We start from the raw sequence: 18,388 nt of genomic DNA, 5'->3' as shown, positions 1-18,388 counted from the left end.
GAAGCGCCGAGGGACTCAAGCGGCCACGTTCACCGGGCGGGGCCCGTGTCGGGCCCGTGCCGGGTGGGGCCGGTGCCGGACATGGCGCGGGACGTCGCCGGTGTCGTACGTGGTCCGGGACGGGCCCCGTCCCGGACGGGGCCGGTGTCGGGTGCGACCCGGGACGTCGCCGGTGTCGGACGTGGTCCGGGGCGTGCCCCGTCTCGGACGGGGCCGGTCGTACGCGGTCCGGGGCGTGCCCCGTCCCGGACGGGGCCCGGTGCCGGACGCGGTCCGGGGTCAGTCCAGGTCGTCGTACGCGTCCAGGAACTCGAAGCCCTGGCCGCCGCCGACCCGCGCGGCGAAGTCCTCGCGGCGATGGCCTTCGGTGACGACCACCCAGACCGTCACCTCGCCGGACGCGTTGTCCCGTACGCCCCAGTCCTGAGCCAGCGCACTGATGATGTTCAGCCCACGGCCGCCGCGCGCGGTGACCGAGGGCGTCGACGGAACGGGCCGGGTCGGACCACCGCCGTCCGTCACCTCGACCGTCAGGCCACCCGACGGATCGACGCGCCAGGCCGCACGGACATCCCCATCGCCCATCTCTGCCCGCCCCAGCGGCCTGCCGTGCCGGCAGGCATTGCTGAGCAGCTCGGAAAGGATCAGTACCGCATCGTCGACGACCGATTCGGACATCCCGCTGCGGCTCAGCTGCTCCCGCATGCGATGTCTCGCCTCACCCACGCCCGCAGGGCCATGGGGTACGGCCATGCTCGACGACGTGGGCACCTCCTGTGCCACCACCAACGCCACCCCCGAGACCTCCTTTGCCCCACGCCACGGTGTGGATGCCCCAATGGCCTGGACCGGAAACCGCCTCATGAGCGTGCGGTGACGCACTCGTGACGATCGAGTACGGACCGAACGCGCCGGTGCACTCCCTGTACACCTGTGACGGGTGGGGAAGAAGGGGATGCGTGAGGAGGGAAACAGGATCAAAGACGGCCCAACTGGGACAGCACCTGCTTGGGTCGGTTGGTGATGATCGCGTCCACGCCGAGCCGCTCGCAGAGCTCCACGTCCTCCGGTTCGTCCACCGTCCATACGTGGACCTGATGCCCGGCCTTCTGGAGTCGCAGGATCACGGCGGGGTGGTGGCGGACGATCCGGATCGACGGTCCGGCGATCCGCGCGCCCGCGGGCAGCCGTCCGTCGCGCAGCCGGGGGGTGACGAACTGCGACAGCGAGACGGTGGGGAGGGTCGGCGCGGCAGCGGCGATCCTGCTGAGGGAGCGCGGGGAGAAGCTCATGACGCGCACCGCGGAATCCGCCGGATCCGCCGGCTCCGCGAGGTCGAACCGCTTGAGGAGGGTCAGCAGCCGCTCCTCCACCTGGCCCGCCCAGCGGGTGGGGTGCTTGGTCTCGATGGCCAGCTCTATCCGGCGCCCGGCGTCGGAGACGAGCTCCAGGAGACGTTCCAGGGTGAGTACGGAGGTGAGTCCGGAGTCCTTCCAGTCCGGGCTCTCGCCCGCTTCCTCGCGGCCCCTCCAGGTGCCGAAGTCCAGGGCGGCGAGGTCGGCGAGCTCCAGGGCGGAGACGGCGCCGCGACCGTTGGAGGTGCGGTTGACGCGGCGGTCGTGGACGCAGACGAGGTGGCCGTCGGCGGTGAGCCGGACGTCGCACTCGAGGGCGTCGGCGCCGTCCTCGATGGCCTTCACGTAGGCGGCGAGGGTGTGTTCCGGGGCGTCTTCGGAGGCCCCGCGGTGGGCGACCACCTGGACGGGGGCGGGGTTCGAGTGCGGCCGGGGGTGCTGCCGTGCGTGGGTCACCGCGTCATGGTGCCATTGGCGGGGCGGCCGTAGCGGATCGCGTCCGTTCTGTCCGTATATAAAGAATGGGGTGCGGATGCACAGCTCCGCCTTACAGTGGCCTGACGGCCTGTGGGAAAAGCTGTTCGCAGCACCCTAGTGATGGCATCCACCCGTGCAGTGAACGAGGAGAGAGCTGTGAGCACCGAGAACGAGGGCACCGAGGTTCCGGCGGACCCGAGTGCCCCGTCCGCCCCTCCCGCCCCTCCCACGCCCCCGGTCGCCCCGCCCGCCGCTCACGAGCAGGCGCCGGCAGGCCCTCCGGCCGCGGCGGAACCGCAGGCACCGACCCAGGCCGAGGCACCGACCCACGCCCCGGCCGGGCCTCAGGCCCCGACCACTCCCCAGACTCAGGCTCAGCCTGCTCCCCAGGCCCACGCCCCGGCTCAGGCCCACGCCCCGGCTCAGGCCCACGCCCCGGCCCCGGCTCAGGTCCCGGCCGCGGCGGCGGCAGGTGGCTGGCCCCCGCCTCCGCCGACCGTTCCGGCCTGGGGTGCGCCCGTCCCGCCCGTCCCGGAGGCTCCGCGCAAGAAGCGGACCGGCGGACTCGTCGCGGCGGTCCTCGTGGCCGCTCTGGTTGCCGGTGGCGTCGGCGGCGGCATCGGTTACTGGGCGGCCGAGCGCGGCGACGACGGGATCAGCTCGACGACGGTCGCCGCGGGCGACTCGCCGGCGGCCTTCAAGCGCGACCCGGGCACGGTCGCGGCGGTGGCGGGCAAGGCGCTGCCGAGCGTCGTGACCATCCAGGCGAAGTCCGGCGGCAGCGGCAGCGGCACGGACAGCGAGGGCGAGGGCGGCACGGGCACCGGCTTCGTCTACGACAAGGAAGGCCACATCGTCACCAACAACCACGTGGTGGCGTCGGCGGCGGAGGGCGGCACGCTCTCGGCGACCTTCTCGAACGGCAAGACGTACGACGCGGAGGTCGTGGGCCGCGCGGAGGGCTACGACGTGGCCGTCCTGAAGCTGAAGAAGGCCCCGGAGGGGCTGGCTCCGCTCCCGCTCGGCGACTCCGACAAGGTGGCGGTGGGCGACTCGACGATCGCGATCGGCGCGCCCTTCGGCCTGTCGAACACGGTGACGACGGGCATCATCAGCGCCAAGAACCGCCCGGTGGCCTCGGGCGACGGCTCCGGCGGCAGCAACTCGTACATGAGCGCCCTGCAGACGGACGCTTCGATCAACCCGGGCAACTCCGGCGGCCCGCTGCTGGACGCGAGCGGCTCGGTGATCGGTATCAACTCGGCGATCCAGTCGACCGGCAGCGGCCTCGGCCAGACGCAGGCGGGCTCGATCGGCCTCGGCTTCGCCATCCCGGTCAACCAGGCCAAGAACGTGGCCGAGCAGCTGATCAAGACGGGCAAGCCGGTCTACCCCGTGATCGGCGCGACGGTGAACATGACGGAGCGGGGCGAGGGCGCCACGATCGCCGACGAGGGCGCGGGCGGCACCCCGGCCGTCATCGCGGACGGCCCGGCGGCGAAGGCGGGCCTGAAGCCGGGCGACGTGATCACGGGCTTCGGCGACCGCCAGATCGACAGCGGCCCGACGCTGATCAGCGAGATCTGGACGCACAAGTCGGGCGACTCGATCAAGATCACCTACGAGCGCGACGGCAAGGAAGCCACCACCACGGTGACCCTCGGCGAACGCACGGGCGACAACTGACCGTCCGAGCCGATCCCCGCGCCGCCCCGAACGGGACCCGGCGCGGGGCGGTTTGCCGCCGTGGTCCGGGCCCGCTCCGAACCCCAGGAAAATCTCTCCCGTATCCCTGTCACATGTGTGCCCACCGCTCCGTCAGTGCTGTGAAGACGCCGGCCAGACCGAAGCGAAGGAGCACAGCCATGACGAACCCCACCATCTCCCGGATGCCCAACCCGGCCGATTTCGTGCCCGAGTTGGACGACATCGGCGCCGCCCTGTTCCGGGCCACGGGCAACCGCTCGGTGCCGCGCACCACGATGAACCTGATCCACCTGCGGGCCGGGCAGATCGTCGGCAACACCTACCTGACGACCCTGAACACCGGATTCCTGCGCAAGGCCGGGGTCTCCGAGGAGCGGATCACCGCGGTCGCCTCCTGGCAGGACGCCCCGTACTTCACCGACGCCGAGCGCGCCGCCCTCGCCCTGGTGGAGGCCACCCTCCAGCCCGCCCCGCACGGCAGGGAGCGCGTCACGGACGAGCTGTACGCCGAGGTGGCGAAGCACTACGACGAGAAGGCGCTGGCCACCCTGACCATCGCGATCGGTCAGATCAACTTCTTCATCGCCGTGGCCGTCATCGGCAAGCCGCAGCCGGTCAGCTCGCTCGCGGAGACCCAGTGGTCCTGACGAGCCCTTCCATCCCCGCCGCATGCGCCCACCCGGTAGGCTGTAGCCGCTCCGCAGCAGGTGAGGCGGGGCATGGGTGGGTTGCCCGAGCGGCCTAAGGGAACGGTCTTGAAAACCGTCGTGGCGCGAGTCACCGTGGGTTCAAATCCCACACCCACCGCAGCACGTCAGCAGCTGTGCTGACCAGAAGGGGCGCCCCGGTCACGGGGCGCCCCTTCGTCGTGCGTGCGTGTCACCCCGCGAGGTGACCGCGCCCGGTCGGTGCGTCGGTTTCCGCGTGCCGGGTGAGGCGGGCCGCCGAGAGGATGGTGGTGCGGGCCTCGTGTTCGGTCAGGCCCGTGTGGACCGCCGCCGACGTCAGGGCGTCGGCGAGGGAGTCGCCGAGGCCGTTCTCGTACGCCCGGCAGGCCGCCCAGAACAGGCGCGTGTTGCGTTGGCCCTCGTGGGCGGTGCGGACGAAGTGGATCAGCCCGCGGCCGTGGCGCGGGCTCGTCGGGGCGTGGTGGGGGCGCGGGGGTGGCGTGGGCGGCGCGATCAGGTCGAGGAGGGTGCGCGGGCAGGGTGCCGGGTCGAGGTCCTCGCTGCCCGGGGCGAGCCGGTACGCGCCCTTGGCGGTGACCGAGCCCGGTCCCACCAGGTAGCCGCCGGCGCCGCGGATGTCGACGCCGGGGGCGAGGCGGCTCGCCGAGTTCGGGACGACGACGTCCGGCGGCCCGGTCAGCCACAGGTGGCGGCCGCCGCTCGGGGTGAGGACCGTGACCGTGGACGGCAGCGTGAACAGGTGCTGGAGCGCCAGGAGGCGGAGCTCGGCCGACGCGTCCGCGGGGGCGTCTCCGTGGAGGACGTCGAGGTCGACGCCGATGAGGTGGTGCGGCGGGCGCCCGCAGGCGATGCCGTAGCCGGTGGCCCAGGGCGCGGCGGCGAAGAGTGCCCGTACGGCCGCGGGATCGGTGGTCGCGTCGTGCACGCCGTGCCCGGGACGGCCGCACTCGCCGTGGCAGACGACCGGGTGAGAGTCGTCCCGGTGGGGTGAGCGCAGCGCGGGGAGCTTGGAGGACGACAGGGGGATGACGGGGAGGCCGCGCTCTGCCGCAGACAGTGCGTGGGCCAGGGCCAGGGTGGCGGAGCGCCGGTCGGAGGTGGCCATGAGCTCAGTTTCGTACATGCGTTCGAAAAAAGGAAGAGGGGAGGATTGGCTGAAAATCTGCCGGAACGCTTCCCCTCTTGCGGTGGTGCGGCCGCAGCGGCGTGATCCGGCCCCTGGCCCGCTGAGCTGCGTCTTCGGGTTCGGGAAGGGGGTTTATCGACTTGTCCTCACGCTTGAGGGGGAATCGGCTGCTGAGGGGTGGTTCGCCGGGGATTGTGTGGGCAACTCTGGAGTCGCGACGTCGAGCACAACGACCGAGGCGGTCGGCCAACTGCCTTGGAACCAGCCGTACTTCAGTGCTTCGGCACGACAGCTTCAGCTCAGCTCACGGAGGAAAAGACATGGCAAGCATCCGTACCGCCCGCGTTCTCGCCGCTGCCGCCGCGCTGCCCTTGGCCGCCGCTCTCTTCGGTGGCGTCGCGCAGGCCGACAACGGCGGATTCGCGGGCGACGGATCGAACACGAGCGTCGCCTCCATCATCGGCAGCGGCGTGGGCGGCGACAACTTCGGCAACTCGACGACCACGCAGCAGGTAGCCACCGGGTCCGGTGCGTCCAATCAGAACAACACCGCGAGCGTGAACGGCTCCGGGCTCACCGCCATCGACCAGTCGAACGCGACGGTCAACTTCTACCCCTGGTGGCTCTAGCCGACAGCTGGGGTCCGGCCCGACGGGGGGAATCACCACGGGGTGAACAGCGGCCCGTGCGGCGGCGCTTCGGCGCCGGCGCACGGGCCGCTGCGCGCGTTCCGGGTTCGTCCGCGGCGCGCGCCCGGACGGCCCGCCGCGTCCGTGACCTTGACACCGCTCCGGTATCTGACGGACAGTCAGAAACCTTAGCCGTACCCACGGGAGGCCGTCGCCGTGCACCTCGCCCCGACCGAGCGGCAGCTGCGGCTGCGCGCCGAACTCCGCGCGTACTTCCGCGATGTGATGCCCGACGGCCCGCCGCCCGCCACCGACGGCGCAGCGCAGCGCGCCCTGCTGCGCCGTATCGGAGGCGACGGGATGCTCGGGGTCGGCTGGCCGCCGGAGTACGGCGGACAGGGCCGCGGCCCCGACGAGCAGTTCGTCTTCTTCGACGAGGCCTATCGCGCGGGCGCCCCCGTCTCGATGGTCACGCTCAACACCGTCGGCCCGACCCTGATGAAGTACGGGACCGAGGAGCAGAAGGCGTACTTCCTCCCCCGGATCCTGCGCGGCGAGACCGTCTTCGCCATCGGGTACAGCGAGCCGGAGGCCGGTACCGACCTGGCCTCGCTCCGCACCAAGGCGGTACGGGACGGGGACTCCTGGCTGATCGACGGGCAGAAGATCTTCACCTCGAACGCCCAGAACGCCGACTGGATCTGGCTCGCCTGCCGCACCGACCCCGAGGCCCCCAAGCACCGCGGCATCTCCATCGTGCTGGTCCCCACCGACGCCCCCGGCTTCTCGTGGACGCCGATCGAGACGGTCGGCGGGCTGACGACGACCGCGACGTACTACGACTCCCTCCGCGTCCCCGCCGGGAACCTCGTCGGGGAGGAGAACGGGGGCTGGGGGCTGATCACCAACCAGCTCAACCACGAACGCGTCGCCCTCGCCGCCATCGGAATGCAGGCCGAGGACTTCTACGAGGCGGCGCTCCGCCTGGCCCGCACACCCGATCCGGTGACGGGGCGGCGCCGCATTGACGAGCCGTGGATACGGATCCGGGCCGCCGAGGCGCATGCCCGGCTCGCGGCGACGCGCCTGCTCAACTGGCGTCTGGTGGGGGATGTGGGGGCCGGTCGGCCGGCCCCCGGGGATGCCAGCGGGGTGAAGTTCGCGGGAACCGAATCGGCGGTGGAGGTGTACCGAATATGTCAGGAGATCGCGGGCGGAGCGGGTCTCGTGCGAGCGGGGTCGCCGGGGGAGTTCGACGGCGGTGAGCTCGAGCGGATGAACCGCGCCGCGCAGATCAACACCTTCGGGGGAGGGGTGAGCGAGGTGCAGCGCGAGATCGTCGCGACGATGCGACTCGGCATGAAGGGGAGGGGGCGGCGATGAGGAACGGTCCGGACGGCCTGTACGAGCGGCTGAAGGCGTACGAAGGGCAGCCCGCCGCCACCGCGGGCGCCGGCAAGGACCTGGTCAACGAGCCCATGATCAGGCACTGGTGCGAGGCGATGGGGGACACCGACCCGGCGTACAGGGGGCCGGACGCCGTCGCGCCGCCCACCATGCTCCAGGCGTGGACGATGGGCGGCCTGTCCGGCCACACCGACCGGTCCGGGGCGTACGACGAGCTGCTCACGCTCCTGGACGAAGCGGGGTTCACCTCCGTGGTCGCCACCGACTGCGAGCAGGAGTATCCGCGGCCGCTGCGGCCGGGCGACGCGATCACCTTCGACGCCGTGATCGAGTCGGTGTCGGAGCGCAAGACCACCAAGCTCGGGACGGGGCACTTCGTCACGACCCGGATGGACATCCGAGCCGGCGGCGAGCTCGCGGGCACCCACCGCTTCCGCATCCTCAAGTACGCGCCGGCGGCACCGAAGCCGAAGCGCGGCGGCGAGCCCGTGGCCAGGCGGCCCCGGCCGGTGATCAACAGGGACAACGCCGGGTTCTGGGAGGGCGTCGCCGCGCACCGGCTGCTCATCCAGCGCTGCGCGGCCTGCGCGGCCCTCCGCTTCCCCTGGCTGCCCGGGTGCGGTGCCTGCGGCTCGCCGGAGTGGGACACCGTCGGGGCGAGCGGCGAGGGGACCGTCTTCTCGTACGTGGTGATGCATCACCCGCCCTTCCCGGCCTTCGACCCTCCCTACGCGGTCGGTCTGATCGAACTGACCGAAGGCGTACGGATGGTCAGCAACGTGGTCGGTGTGCCGTACGACAAGGTCCGGATCGGGATGCCGGTCCGGCTGGAGTTCCTCCGCGTGGACGACGAGCTGGAGCTGCCCGTCTTCCGGGCGCAGGACGGCGGGGAGGGCTGACATGGACTTCACGCCCACGGAGGAGCAGACCGCGGCCCAGGGGCTGGCGGCGCGGATCTTCGGTGACCTCTCCACGCACGAGCGGCTCGCGGCGGCCGGCTCGGGCACGGACGCCGAGCTGTGGAAGGCCCTGTGCGCGGCCGGACTGCCCGGTGCGGTCGAGGAGATCGGGCTGCTCGGCCTCGTGCTGCTCGCCGAGGAGCAGGGCCGCGCGACGGCGCAGGTGCCGTTCGCCGCGAGCGGTGCGTTCGGCCTCCTCGCCGTCGCCCGGCACGGCACCGAGGAGCAGCGTGAGCGGCTGCTGCCGGGGCTCCGGGACGGTACGAGCGTGGCGACCGGTGCCTTCCCGCCCGCCGGACACGTGCGGGCCGACGGGGACGGCCGTCTGACGGGGGCGGTGGAGTGGGTGCCCTGGCTCAGGGACGCCACCCACGTCCTCGTACCGGACCAGGACGGCGCCCTGTGGCTCGTGTCCACGGCGGAAGCCTCCGTCGTGCCCGTGGAGCTCACCGCGCCCTGGGCCGCCGGCCGGCTCGTCCTCGACGGCGCGCGCGGCGAGCGGATCGGGGGCATGGGCGCCCGTGCGGACGTGCTGGCCACGGCCCGGATCGTGTTCGCCGGGCTCCAGGCGGGGGTCTGTGCCGGCTCGCTGGCCCGGGCCGTCGCGTACACCTCGGTACGGGAGCAGTTCGGCCGCCCCCTCTCCACCCACCAGGCCGTCCAGCTGCGGGCCGCCGACGCCCACATGGACACCGAGGCGATCCGGGTGACGGCCTACGAGGCGGCCTGGCGCCACGACGAGGGGCTGGAGGCCGCCGAGCACGCGCTGACCGCAGCCTGGTGGGCGTCGGAGGCGGGAAAGCGGGTCGTCCACGCGGGCCAGCACCTCCACGGCGGCATGGGGGCCGACCTCGACCACCCCGTCCACCGTCACTTCCTCTGGGGCAGACAGCTCGACGCTTACCTCGGCTGCGGCACCGAACTCCTCGCCGAACTGGGCGACCTGATCGCGAACGGAGAGCGCTCATGAAGGCCGGGGACACGCTGGCGCCGCTGGAGATCCCGATCACCCGCACCCTGATCGTCGCCGGGGCCGTCGCCTCCCGGGACTACCAGGACGTGCACCACGACGCGGAGCTGGCCAGGGCGAAGGGCTCCCCCGACATCTTCATGAACATCCTGACGACGAACGGCCTGGTGGGGCGGTACATCACCGACCGGCTCGGCCCGGGGGCGGTCCTGCGCAAGGTGGCGATACGGCTCGGCGCGCCCAACTACCCGGGGGACACGCTGACGTTGACGGGCATGGTCACCGAGGTCGAGGGCGCCACGGCCCAGGTGCGCGTGGTCGGCGCCAACGGGCTCGGCAACCACGTGACGGGCACGGTGACGGTGAGCCTGCCGGAGCGGGAGTCGGCGCCCGAGGCGAAGGGGGCAGGGGCATGAGCATCCGGAGGGCCGACCGGCTCGGGGGGCGTGCCGCGGTCGCCGGGATCGGGGCGACCGAGTTCTCCAAGGACTCCGGCCGCAGCGAGCTCAAGCTGGCCGTGGAGGCGGTGCACGCGGCGCTCGACGACGCCGGGCTGGCCCCCGCCGACGTGGACGGCATGGTCACCTTCACCATGGACACCAGCCCGGAGATCACCGTCGCCCAGGCGGCCGGCATCGGCGAGCTGTCGTTCTTCTCCCGCATCCATTACGGGGGCGGGGCCGCCTGCGCCACCGTCCAGCAGGCCGCCCTCGCCGTGGCGGCCGGGGTCGCCGAGGTCGTCGTCTGCTATCGGGCGTTCAACGAACGCTCCGGGCGCCGCTTCGGCTCGGGCGTCCAGCGGCGCGAGCCCTCCGCCGAGGGCGCCGCGCTCGGCTGGCAGCTGCCCTACGGGCTGCTCACCCCGGCCTCCTGGGTCGCCATGATCGCCCAGCGGTACCTCCACACGTACCGGCTGACCCCGGACGCCTTCGGCCATGTCGCCGTCACCGACCGGCGGTACGCGGCCACCAACCCCGCCGCGTACTTCCACGGTAAGCCGATCACGCTCGCCGACCACGCCGCCTCCCGCTGGATCGTCGAGCCGCTCCGGCTCCTCGACTGCTGCCAGGAGACCGACGGGGGCCAAGCGATCGTCGTCACCTCCGCCGAGCGCGCCCGCGACCTGCGCCGGCCGCCCGCGGTGATCGTCGCCGCGGCCCAGGGAGCCGGACGCGCCCAGGAGGCGATGACCAGCTTCTACCGCGACGACCTGACCGGCCTGCCCGAGATGGGCGTGGTGGCGAGACAGCTGTGGCAGACCTCCGGTCTCGCCCCCGGAGACATCGACGTCGGCATCCTCTACGACCACTTCACCCCGTTCGTCCTCATGCAGCTGGAGGAGTTCGGGTTCTGCGGCCCCGGGGAGGCGGCCGACTTCGTCGCGGCGGACGCGCTGCCGCTGAACACCCACGGAGGCCAGCTGGGGGAGGCGTATCTGCACGGGATGAACGGGATCGCGGAAGCCGTGCGGCAGGTACGGGGCACGTCCGTGAACCAGATACCGGGCGCGGCCAGGACGCTGGTCACGGCGGGCACCGGAGTCCCTACGTCCGGTTTGATCCTGGGCGCGGACCGCTGAGGCGCCGGCCGGCCCCGACCCTGACTCCAGGCTCACCCCACCTCCACCTTCAGGAGGTCCAGCCATCCCCACCCCTACAACCTGAGGGGGAGTGCGGTTCGGGACCTGGGGCCGATCCGCCGCCCACGTACCCGCTCCTAGCGTGGAGTCATGACTCCGCCACCTCCCGGCCCCGTCTGTGTCGGCGCCTCCACGGCCGCCGGCTACCCGTCGTTCTCGTCCTACGTACGGGCACGCGGGCCCGTGCTGCTGCGCACCGCGCGCTCGCTGACCGCGAACCCGTCGGACGCCGAGGACCTGCTGCAGACCGCGCTGACCAAGACGTTCGTCGCCTGGGAGCGGATCGAGGACCACCGCGCCCTGGACGGCTATGTGCGGCGCGCGCTGCTGAACACCCGCACGTCCCAGTGGCGCAAGCGCAAGGTCGACGAGTTCGCGTGCGAGGAGCTTCCGGAGCCGGCCGGGCTGCCCGAGCCGGACCCGGCCGAGCGGCAGGGGCTGCACGACGCCATGTGGCGCGCGGTGATGAAGCTCCCCGACCGCCAGCGGGCCATGGTCGTCCTGCGGTACTACGAGGACCTCAGCGAGGCGCAGACGGCCGAGGTGCTGGGCGTCTCGATCGGTACGGTCAAGAGCGCGGTGTCGCGTGCGCTCGGCAAGCTCCGCGAGGACCCGGAACTCTCCCCCGTACGCTGACGCCGCTGCCTCTGCCAGCGGTCACTGGCAATTTCCGTACTCCCGGGTAGTGACATACCGAGCGGTACGTGCGCAGAATCTCCACACCCTTACTGCCACGTAGCGCCCACCGGGAGGACGCCGTGCTGAGCACCATGCAGGACGTACAGCTGACTGTGACCCGCATCCTGAACCACGGGATGACGATTCACGGAAAGTCCCTGATCACCACTTGGACCGGGGAGCCCGAGCCGCACCGCCAGACCTTCGCGGAGACGGGCGCCCGCGCGACCCAGTTGGCGAACGCCCTGCGCGACGAGCTCGGAGTCACGGGCGACCAGCGGGTCGCGACGCTCATGTGGAACAACGCGCAGCACGTCGAGGCGTACTTCGCGATCCCCTCCATGGGTGCGGTCCTGCACACCCTCAACCTGCGGCTTCCCCCCGAGCAGTTGGCGTTCATCGTGAACCACGCCGACGACCGGGTGGTCATCGTCAACGGTTCGCTGCTTCCCCTCCTCGTGCCGCTCCTCCCCCACCTGCCGACCATCGAGCACATCGTGGTCGCGGGTCCCGGCGACCGTTCGGCGCTGGACGGGGTGACGCCCCGCGTGCACGACTACGAGGAGCTGATCGCGGGCCGCCCCACCACCTTCGACTGGCCCGAGCTCGACGAGCGTGCGGCCGCCGCCATGTGCTACACCTCCGGCACCACCGGGGATCCCAAGGGCGTCGTCTACTCCCACCGTTCGATCTACCTGCACTCCATGCAGGTCAACATGGCCGAGTCGATGGGTCTGACGGCCGCGGACACGACGCTCGTCGTCGTCCCGCAGTTCCACGTCAACGCCTGGGGCCTGCCGCACGCCACGTTCATGACCGGCATCAACATGCTGATGCCGGACCGTTTCCTCCAGCCCGCCCCGCTCGCCGAGATGATCGAGCGCGAGAAGCCGACCCACGCCGCCGCCGTCCCCACCATCTGGCAGGGCCTGCTCGCCGAGGTCACCGCCAACCCCCGCGACCTCTCCTCCATGAAGCAGGTCACCATCGGCGGCGCGGCCTGTCCGCCCTCCCTCATGGAGGCGTACGACCGGCTCGGCGTCCGCCTCTGCCACGCCTGGGGCATGACGGAGACCTCCCCGCTCGGCACCATGGCCCACCCGCCGGCCGGTCTGACCGCCGAGGAGGAGTGGTCGTACCGCGTCACGCAGGGCCGCTTCCCGGCCGGTGTCGAGGGCCGCCTCGTCGGCCCCGGCGGCGACCTGCTGCCCTGGGACGGCGAGTCGGCCGGTGAGCTGGAGGTGCGCGGAACCTGGATCGCCGGCTCGTACTTCGGCGGCGTCGACGGCGACCCGATTCGGCCCGCCGACAAGTTCAGCGAGGACGGCTGGCTGAAGACGGGCGACGTCGGCGTCATCAGCCCGGACGGCTACCTCACCCTCACCGACCGCGCCAAGGACGTCATCAAGTCCGGCGGCGAGTGGATTTCGAGCGTCGAGCTGGAGAACGCCATCATGGCGCACCCGGAGGTCGCCGAGGCCGCCGTCGTCGCCGTACCGGACGAGAAGTGGGGCGAGCGGCCGCTCGCGACCGTCGTCCTGAAGGACGGCGCCACGGCGGACTACGAGGCGCTGAAGGACTTCCTCGCCACCGAGGGCGGCATCGCCAAGTGGCAGCTCCCGGAGCGCTGGGCCATCGTGCCCGCGGTGCCGAAGACGAGCGTCGGCAAGTTCGACAAGAAGGTGATCCGCAGGCAGTACGCGGAGGGCGAGCTGGACGTCACCCAGCTGTAGTCCGTACGGAGGGAGGGGGCGCGGTGGACACCGCGCCCCCTCCTTCTCAGTTGGTGCCGATCTTCGCGAGCAGGTCGACGATCCGGGCCTGCACCTCGTTGCTGTTCGCACGCTCCGCGAGGAAGAGGACCGTCTCGCCGGACGAGAGCTTCGGCAGCTCGGCCTCGTCGAGATCGGCCGAGGTGTAGACGACGAGCGGGGTGCGGTTCAACTGCCCGTTCGCGCGCAGCCAGTCGATGATCCCGGCGCGCCGGCGGCGCACCTGCATCAGGTCCATCACCACCAGGTTCGGCCGGATCTGGGTGGCCAGCGTGACCGCGTCGGTGTCGGCCGCGGCCCGTGCCACCTGCATCCCGCGCCGCTCCAGGGTGGCGGCGAGCGCCTGCGCGATGTCGTCGTTCTCCTCGATGAGCAGCACGCGCGACGGGTGCTGCTCGCTGTCGCGGGGCGCCAGCGCCTTGAGGAGTACGGCGGGATCGGCGCCGTACGCCGCCTCCCGGGTGGCCTGCCCGAGCCCGGCCGCGAGCAGGACGGGCACCTCGGCGGCGACGGCCGCCTGGCGGAGCGACTGGAGCGCGGTACGGGTGATGGGCCCGGTCAGCGGGTCGACGAAGAGCGCGGCCGGGAAGGCGGCGATCTGGGCGTCGACCTCCTCGCGGGAGTGGACGATCACCGGCCGGTAGCCGCGGTCGCTCAGCGCCTGCTGTGTGGAGACGTCCGGCGCGGGCCAGACGAGCAGCCGGCGCGGGTTGTCCAGGGGCTCGGGGGGCAGCTCGTCGTCGAGGGGCCGCGGCACGGGCTGGTGGGCGACCTCGACCGCGCCGCCGGGACCGTCCAGCGGCTCGGGGCCCTCGGCGGCACCCTCGGCGGGGGCCCCTATGGCGTACGAGCGGCCTTCGGGGGCCGCGGGGGCCAGCTTGGTCTGCGGGTGCGGCTTGCCCGCGGGCTCGGCGGGTGCCGCGGACACGGCGGCGGGTGCGGGCCGGTCGCCCTCGGGCGGGGTGGCGAGCTTGCGCCGCCGCCCGGAGCCGTTGCTCCCGGCGGGCGGCGGGGTCTGCCCGTTCTGGTGTGCGGCGGTCTGCTGTGCGGCGATCTGCTGTGCGGCGATCTGCTGGGCGAAGGGCACGCCCTGCCCGAGCGTCCGCACGCTGAACGCGCGCCCACCCTGCGTCCCGTCCTTCGGCTCCTTCGGCGCGGCGGCGGGAGCGGCAGTCGCGGCGGGTACGGCAGTCGCGGCGGGCCCGGCGGCAGGCGCGGGCATCTCCGGAGGCAGCGGTACGGAACCGGTGCCGGTGCCGCTGGTCGTCTCCTGCGGTCCGCTCGTGTTCCGGCGGCGACCGGTCGGTTCGGGCAGCGGGTGCGGCGGCGTGTGGTCGGCGTCCGGCCCGGACCGCACGGCGTCGTGCTGAGCCTCGTCGCCGACGGTCATCGGCATCGGCGCCGCCACGGGCATGGGCATCGGCATCGGCATGGGCGTCGGCGGCGAAACCGGCATGGCCTGCGGCATCGGCTGTGCCGGCTGCGACGCGGGTACGGCCTGCGGCTGTGCCTGCCGCGCGGGGTGCTGAGCGCTCTCGGGCTCCGCGGCGCGGTCCGCGTCGGCCGGGGGCAGCGCGAACGGCGTACGGGGCCCGGCCTCGGCGGCCGCGGTCCGCTCCTGCGCCGCGAGCGCCCGGCGCGCGCGGCGCCCGGTGGGCTGCGGCGCGCCCGTCTCGTCGCCGCTCGCCGCGGGCAGGGCCCGGGCCAGGGCGGGAGCCTCGGCCGGGACGCCCTGGGCGGGGACGGGCACGCCCTGCGGGGGCACGGTGTCGCCGAGCGCGGCACGGCCCTGCGCGCCTTCGGCGGCGGTCACCACGGAGCCCTCGGCGGGCCGGCCGCGACGGCGCCCGGTCGGCTCGACGGCACCGGAGGAGGCCGCGCTCTCTCCCGAACCGCCCGCCGTGCCCGCGTTCTGGGCCGGGATCAGCTCGGCGGGAGCGGCCGGAGCCTGCTCCGTACGGCCGCGGCGACGTCCGGTCGGCTCGACGGCGCCGGCGTCGCCGCCCTCGGCGGCCACCGGGCTGTCCAGGAAGGCGTCGGTGGACGCACGCCGGGCGCGCCGCCGTCCGCCACCGTTCGTGTCCGAGGCCTGCGCGGGCAGCGCGAGCGCGGCCCCGTCGGACGGCGCGCCCGCCTGCTCCGAGGCGGACGCGACAGCGGGCGCAGGGGGCGCGGGCGGGGGCGTGACCGTCCCCCTCCCGGCGCCGAGCGGCACCTCGAGGACGTACGCGCTGCCGCTCATCCCCGGCACCTCGTGCGTCTGCACCACGCCGCCGTGCGCGGCCACGATGCCGCGGACGATGGGCTGGTGGACGGGGTCGCCACCGGCGTACGGTCCGCGGACCTCGATCCGTACGACGTCACCGCGCTGCGCGGCGGCCACCACGATCGTCGAGTCGGCGTACCCGGCGCCCGGCACGACGCGGGCCTTGCCGGTGGAGTCGACTCCGGCGACGTCCGCGACGAGATGGGCGAGCGCGGTCGCGAGCCGGCCCGCGTCCACCTCGGCCTCGATCGGCGGGGCGTGCACGGCGAACTGCGCCCGGCCGGGCCCGATGAGCTCCACGGCCCCGTCGACGCCGGCCGTGACGACCGTGTCGAGCAGGACGACGGACGTGCCGAGCGTCTCCGTCCCGGCGTCCAGGCGCTGGTAGCCGAGGACGTTGTCGACGAGGGTCGTCATCCGGGCGTATCCGGCGGCCAGGTGGTGCAGGAGCTGGTTGGCCTCGGGCCAGAGCTGTCCGGCGTCGTCTGCGGCGAGGGTGGAGAGTTCGGTCCGCAGCTCCTCCAGCGGCCCGCGCAGCGACTCGCCGAGGACGGCCGTCAGCTGCTCGTGCCGGGCGGCCAGCGCCTCGTACCGCTCCTTGTCCGCCGTCGCCCGTTCCTCGTGGCTCTTCTTCAGCTCGGCGAGCTCGGCGTCGTGCTTCTCGGTGAGGGCGGCGAGCTCGCTCGTCCGCTCCTCGGCGAGCTGCTCGTACGGCCGGCGGTCGGTGAAGGTCATCACCGCGCCGACGAGCTGGTCCCCGTCCCGTACGGGAGCGGTCGTGAGGTCGACCGGTACCTGAGATCCGTTCTTCGCCCACAGCACCTGCCCGCGGACGCGGTGCTTGCGCCCCGACTTGAGGGTGTCGGCGAGCGGCGACTCCTCGTACGGGAAGGGCTCGCCGTCCGCGCGCGAGTGCAGGATCAGGGGGTGCAGGTCCTTGCCGCCGAGGTCGCTGGCCCGGTAGCCGAGGATCTGTGCGGCGGCGGGGTTGACGAGGACGACCCGTCCGTCGGTGTCCGTACCGACGACGCCTTCGGCGGCCGCGCGCAGGATCATCTCGGTCTGGCGCTGCGAGCGGGCGAGCTCGGCCTCGGTGTCGAGCGTGCCGGTGAGGTCGCGGACGACGAGCATGAGCAGCTCGTCGCCGGTGTAGGCGGTGTACGAGTCGTAGGCCTCGCGCCCGTCCTCGAGGCTGGCGCTGGTCACCTCGACGGCGAACTCGCTGCCGTCCGTCCGGCGGGCGATCATCCGGGTCGGCTTCGTACGGCCGTGTTCGTCGGTGCCCTCGGGGCGCCGCATGGAGCCGGGGATCAGGCGCGAGTCGAACCCGGGCAGCAGATCGAGCAGCCCGCGCCCGACGAGTGCGGTGCCGGGGGTCTCGAACATGCCGAGGGCGATGGTGTTGGCGTTGACGACCGTGCCGTTGCAGTTGACGAGCACGAGGCCGTCGGGGAGGGCGTCAAGTATGGCTGCGAGGCGAGCAGCGCCTCGGGATGGCCTGCTGCTCACGACGACGCTTCCTCCCTGACCCACTGCACCTTGCCCGGCTGGCCGGCCCCATCTTGCCCTCCGGACCGCAGCCTGTCACTGAGAGGGAGTCTAAAGGCAGGCCCGGCGGTCTCGGGGGGAGGTCGCATGCCCCCGGCAACATCCCGACGGCATCCTCACCTCATCACCGCACGTGGGGCAGTACGGGCTCCAGGTTCTCCCACCGTTCGATCTCGCATCCGTCGGCCCGGGAGAAGCGGGCGTCGACGGCGCGGCCCTGCCACTGCCCGGTGATGTGCGCGGCGGCGGGCCCGCCGTGCTGGAGGGAGCAGAACCGGTCCTTGGCGACGGGCGCGAACGGGTCCTTCCCCGCCTCGGCGTGTCCGGCGAGGCGGGCACAGGCGCGCGCGGCGGCCGGGTGGGTCCCGCCGGGCCTGTCGCCGCACTCGAGCCGGAAGGTGCCGTCGGCGTTCCGGTGGCCGCTGCTGGTGATCGTCACGGTCAGTGTGTCGGGCGAGGACAGCAACGGCAGGGAGGGCAGGGGCCCGAGCCCTCCCACGCCACCGAGGCCGGCGGCGGCGGTCGTGGTGGCGGCGAGGGCGGCGAGGACGAGGCTGCGCAGCATACGAACTCCAGGGAGGCGGATGGGCCGGGGGCGCGGGCCCGTCTCCTCTAACGCTCCGTACTGCCGTTCGTTGCGCAACCGGGGTGCGCCGAGGGGCTTTGCTCTCCGCCCCGGAGGGCTAGTACGGTGAGAAGCGATTGGTGACACCAGGCTCGCCTGTGTCATCATCTGCACGCACCACTCACGCCCGCGTGAGAGTGCATGGAGGCGTCGCCTAGTCCGGTCTATGGCGCCGCACTGCTAATGCGGTTTGGGCCTTAAAGCCCATCGAGGGTTCAAATCCCTCCGCCTCCGCCCCACCCGAAGCCCCGGCCCCACAGGCCGGGGCTTCGGCCGTTCCCGGCCCCGGACGACGGATCGAGGCTCACCCGTACGGCGGCGCCACGGGGGCGGAGGAGAACCCCCAGGATGGCGTTTCCGCAGGTCAGAGGGGGTCTGGCTAATGGATTTCGCGCTACGGCGCAGGTCATGTAATGTTGTCCACGCAACGCCGACCGGCAAGAAAAAAGCCGAGAAGCACAAGCACTCGTAGCTTAACGGATAGAGCATCTGACTACGGATCAGAAGGTTGCAGGTTCGAATCCTGCCGAGTGCACACAGG

15 protein-coding genes and 3 tRNA genes are annotated in these 18,388 nt (G+C 72.7%); 13 read left to right on the top strand and 5 right to left on the bottom strand.

Annotated features, from left to right (window positions below; genetic code table 11):
- Positions 1–279: 279 nt before the first annotated feature.
- Both ACZ3OF_RS16405 and ACZ3OF_RS16400 read right to left on the bottom strand, forming a co-directional pair.
- Positions 280–882 carry an ATP-binding protein gene (locus ACZ3OF_RS16405; protein WP_467305153.1) on the bottom strand — a complete coding sequence of 201 codons (603 nt, stop codon included), beginning with the start codon at positions 880–882 and terminating at the stop codon, positions 280–282.
- Positions 883–977: 95 nt separating this feature from the next.
- A complete protein-coding gene (locus tag ACZ3OF_RS16400) occupies positions 978–1,811 on the bottom strand; it encodes a glycerophosphodiester phosphodiesterase (protein WP_361670339.1) in 834 nt (277 codons plus the stop codon).
- A 177-nt stretch (positions 1,812–1,988) separates the two neighbouring features.
- Here ACZ3OF_RS16400 and ACZ3OF_RS16395 point away from each other — a divergent pair, with 177 nt between their 5' ends.
- The 3 genes from ACZ3OF_RS16395 (at position 1,989) to ACZ3OF_RS16385 (ending at position 4,346) form a co-directional block, all read left to right on the top strand.
- Positions 1,989–3,518 (top strand): S1C family serine protease, encoded by a 1,530-nt coding sequence (locus ACZ3OF_RS16395; RefSeq protein WP_467305150.1) that lies wholly within the window; start codon positions 1,989–1,991, stop codon positions 3,516–3,518.
- A gap of 179 nt (positions 3,519–3,697) precedes the next feature.
- Complete coding sequence (locus tag ACZ3OF_RS16390) at positions 3,698–4,186, top strand: carboxymuconolactone decarboxylase family protein (RefSeq protein WP_467305148.1); 489 nt, start codon at positions 3,698–3,700, stop codon at positions 4,184–4,186.
- A 75-nt stretch (positions 4,187–4,261) separates the two neighbouring features.
- Positions 4,262–4,346 (top strand) — tRNA-Ser (locus ACZ3OF_RS16385).
- 72 nt (positions 4,347–4,418) lie between these two features.
- Here the strand turns inward: ACZ3OF_RS16385 and ACZ3OF_RS16380 are convergent.
- Positions 4,419–5,333 (bottom strand): bifunctional DNA primase/polymerase, encoded by a 915-nt coding sequence (locus ACZ3OF_RS16380; RefSeq protein ID WP_467305146.1) that lies wholly within the window; start codon positions 5,331–5,333, stop codon positions 4,419–4,421.
- A 341-nt stretch (positions 5,334–5,674) separates the two neighbouring features.
- On the opposite strand from ACZ3OF_RS16380, the gene ACZ3OF_RS16375 reads away from it, so the two are divergent.
- From ACZ3OF_RS16375 to ACZ3OF_RS16340, 8 genes are all read left to right on the top strand, one after another.
- Positions 5,675–5,983 (top strand): hypothetical protein, encoded by a 309-nt coding sequence (locus ACZ3OF_RS16375; protein ID WP_361670350.1) that lies wholly within the window; start codon positions 5,675–5,677, stop codon positions 5,981–5,983.
- A 216-nt stretch (positions 5,984–6,199) separates the two neighbouring features.
- Positions 6,200–7,366, top strand: a complete 1,167-nt coding sequence (locus ACZ3OF_RS16370; RefSeq protein WP_361670352.1) for an acyl-CoA dehydrogenase family protein — start codon at positions 6,200–6,202, stop codon at positions 7,364–7,366.
- Positions 7,363–8,289: a bifunctional MaoC family dehydratase N-terminal/OB-fold nucleic acid binding domain-containing protein gene (locus tag ACZ3OF_RS16365; RefSeq protein WP_467305143.1), complete on the top strand. Its 927-nt coding sequence runs from the start codon at positions 7,363–7,365 to the stop codon at positions 8,287–8,289. The genes ACZ3OF_RS16370 and ACZ3OF_RS16365 overlap by 4 nt, the downstream gene beginning before the upstream one ends.
- Position 8,290: 1 nt before the next feature.
- A complete protein-coding gene (locus ACZ3OF_RS16360) occupies positions 8,291–9,319 on the top strand; it encodes an acyl-CoA dehydrogenase family protein (protein WP_361670356.1) in 1,029 nt (342 codons plus the stop codon).
- Positions 9,316–9,735, top strand: coding sequence for a MaoC family dehydratase (locus ACZ3OF_RS16355; protein WP_361670358.1), 420 nt, complete (start codon positions 9,316–9,318; stop codon positions 9,733–9,735). The genes ACZ3OF_RS16360 and ACZ3OF_RS16355 overlap by 4 nt, the downstream gene beginning before the upstream one ends.
- The gene (locus ACZ3OF_RS16350; RefSeq protein WP_467305140.1) at positions 9,732–10,898 is read left to right on the top strand and encodes a lipid-transfer protein; all 1,167 of its coding nucleotides are present in this window, start codon (positions 9,732–9,734) and stop codon (positions 10,896–10,898) included. The genes ACZ3OF_RS16355 and ACZ3OF_RS16350 overlap by 4 nt, the downstream gene beginning before the upstream one ends.
- A gap of 150 nt (positions 10,899–11,048) precedes the next feature.
- Positions 11,049–11,594, top strand: a complete 546-nt coding sequence (locus ACZ3OF_RS16345; protein ID WP_467305138.1) for a SigE family RNA polymerase sigma factor — start codon at positions 11,049–11,051, stop codon at positions 11,592–11,594.
- 122 nt (positions 11,595–11,716) lie between these two features.
- Entirely contained in the window at positions 11,717–13,369 is a 1,653-nt protein-coding gene (locus ACZ3OF_RS16340) for a long-chain fatty acid--CoA ligase (protein WP_467305136.1), read from the top strand.
- Between the two features lie 46 nt (positions 13,370–13,415).
- On the opposite strand, the gene ACZ3OF_RS16335 is transcribed toward ACZ3OF_RS16340, so the two are convergent.
- Both ACZ3OF_RS16335 and ACZ3OF_RS16330 read right to left on the bottom strand, forming a co-directional pair.
- Complete coding sequence (locus ACZ3OF_RS16335) at positions 13,416–17,183, bottom strand: PAS domain-containing protein (protein ID WP_467305134.1); 3,768 nt, start codon at positions 17,181–17,183, stop codon at positions 13,416–13,418.
- 163 nt (positions 17,184–17,346) lie between these two features.
- A complete protein-coding gene (locus ACZ3OF_RS16330; protein WP_361670369.1) occupies positions 17,347–17,787 on the bottom strand; it encodes an SSI family serine proteinase inhibitor in 441 nt (146 codons plus the stop codon).
- Between the two features lie 203 nt (positions 17,788–17,990).
- Between ACZ3OF_RS16330 and ACZ3OF_RS16325 the strand changes: the two genes are divergently transcribed.
- Both ACZ3OF_RS16325 and ACZ3OF_RS16320 read left to right on the top strand, forming a co-directional pair.
- Positions 17,991–18,081 (top strand) — tRNA-Ser (locus ACZ3OF_RS16325).
- Between the two features lie 228 nt (positions 18,082–18,309).
- Positions 18,310–18,382, top strand: a tRNA-Arg gene (locus ACZ3OF_RS16320).
- Positions 18,383–18,388: the final 6 nt, after the last annotated feature.

This window comes from Streptomyces sp. NPDC022552 (genome assembly GCF_055561875.1).
This window is presented reverse-complemented; position numbering and strand designations above follow the sequence as displayed.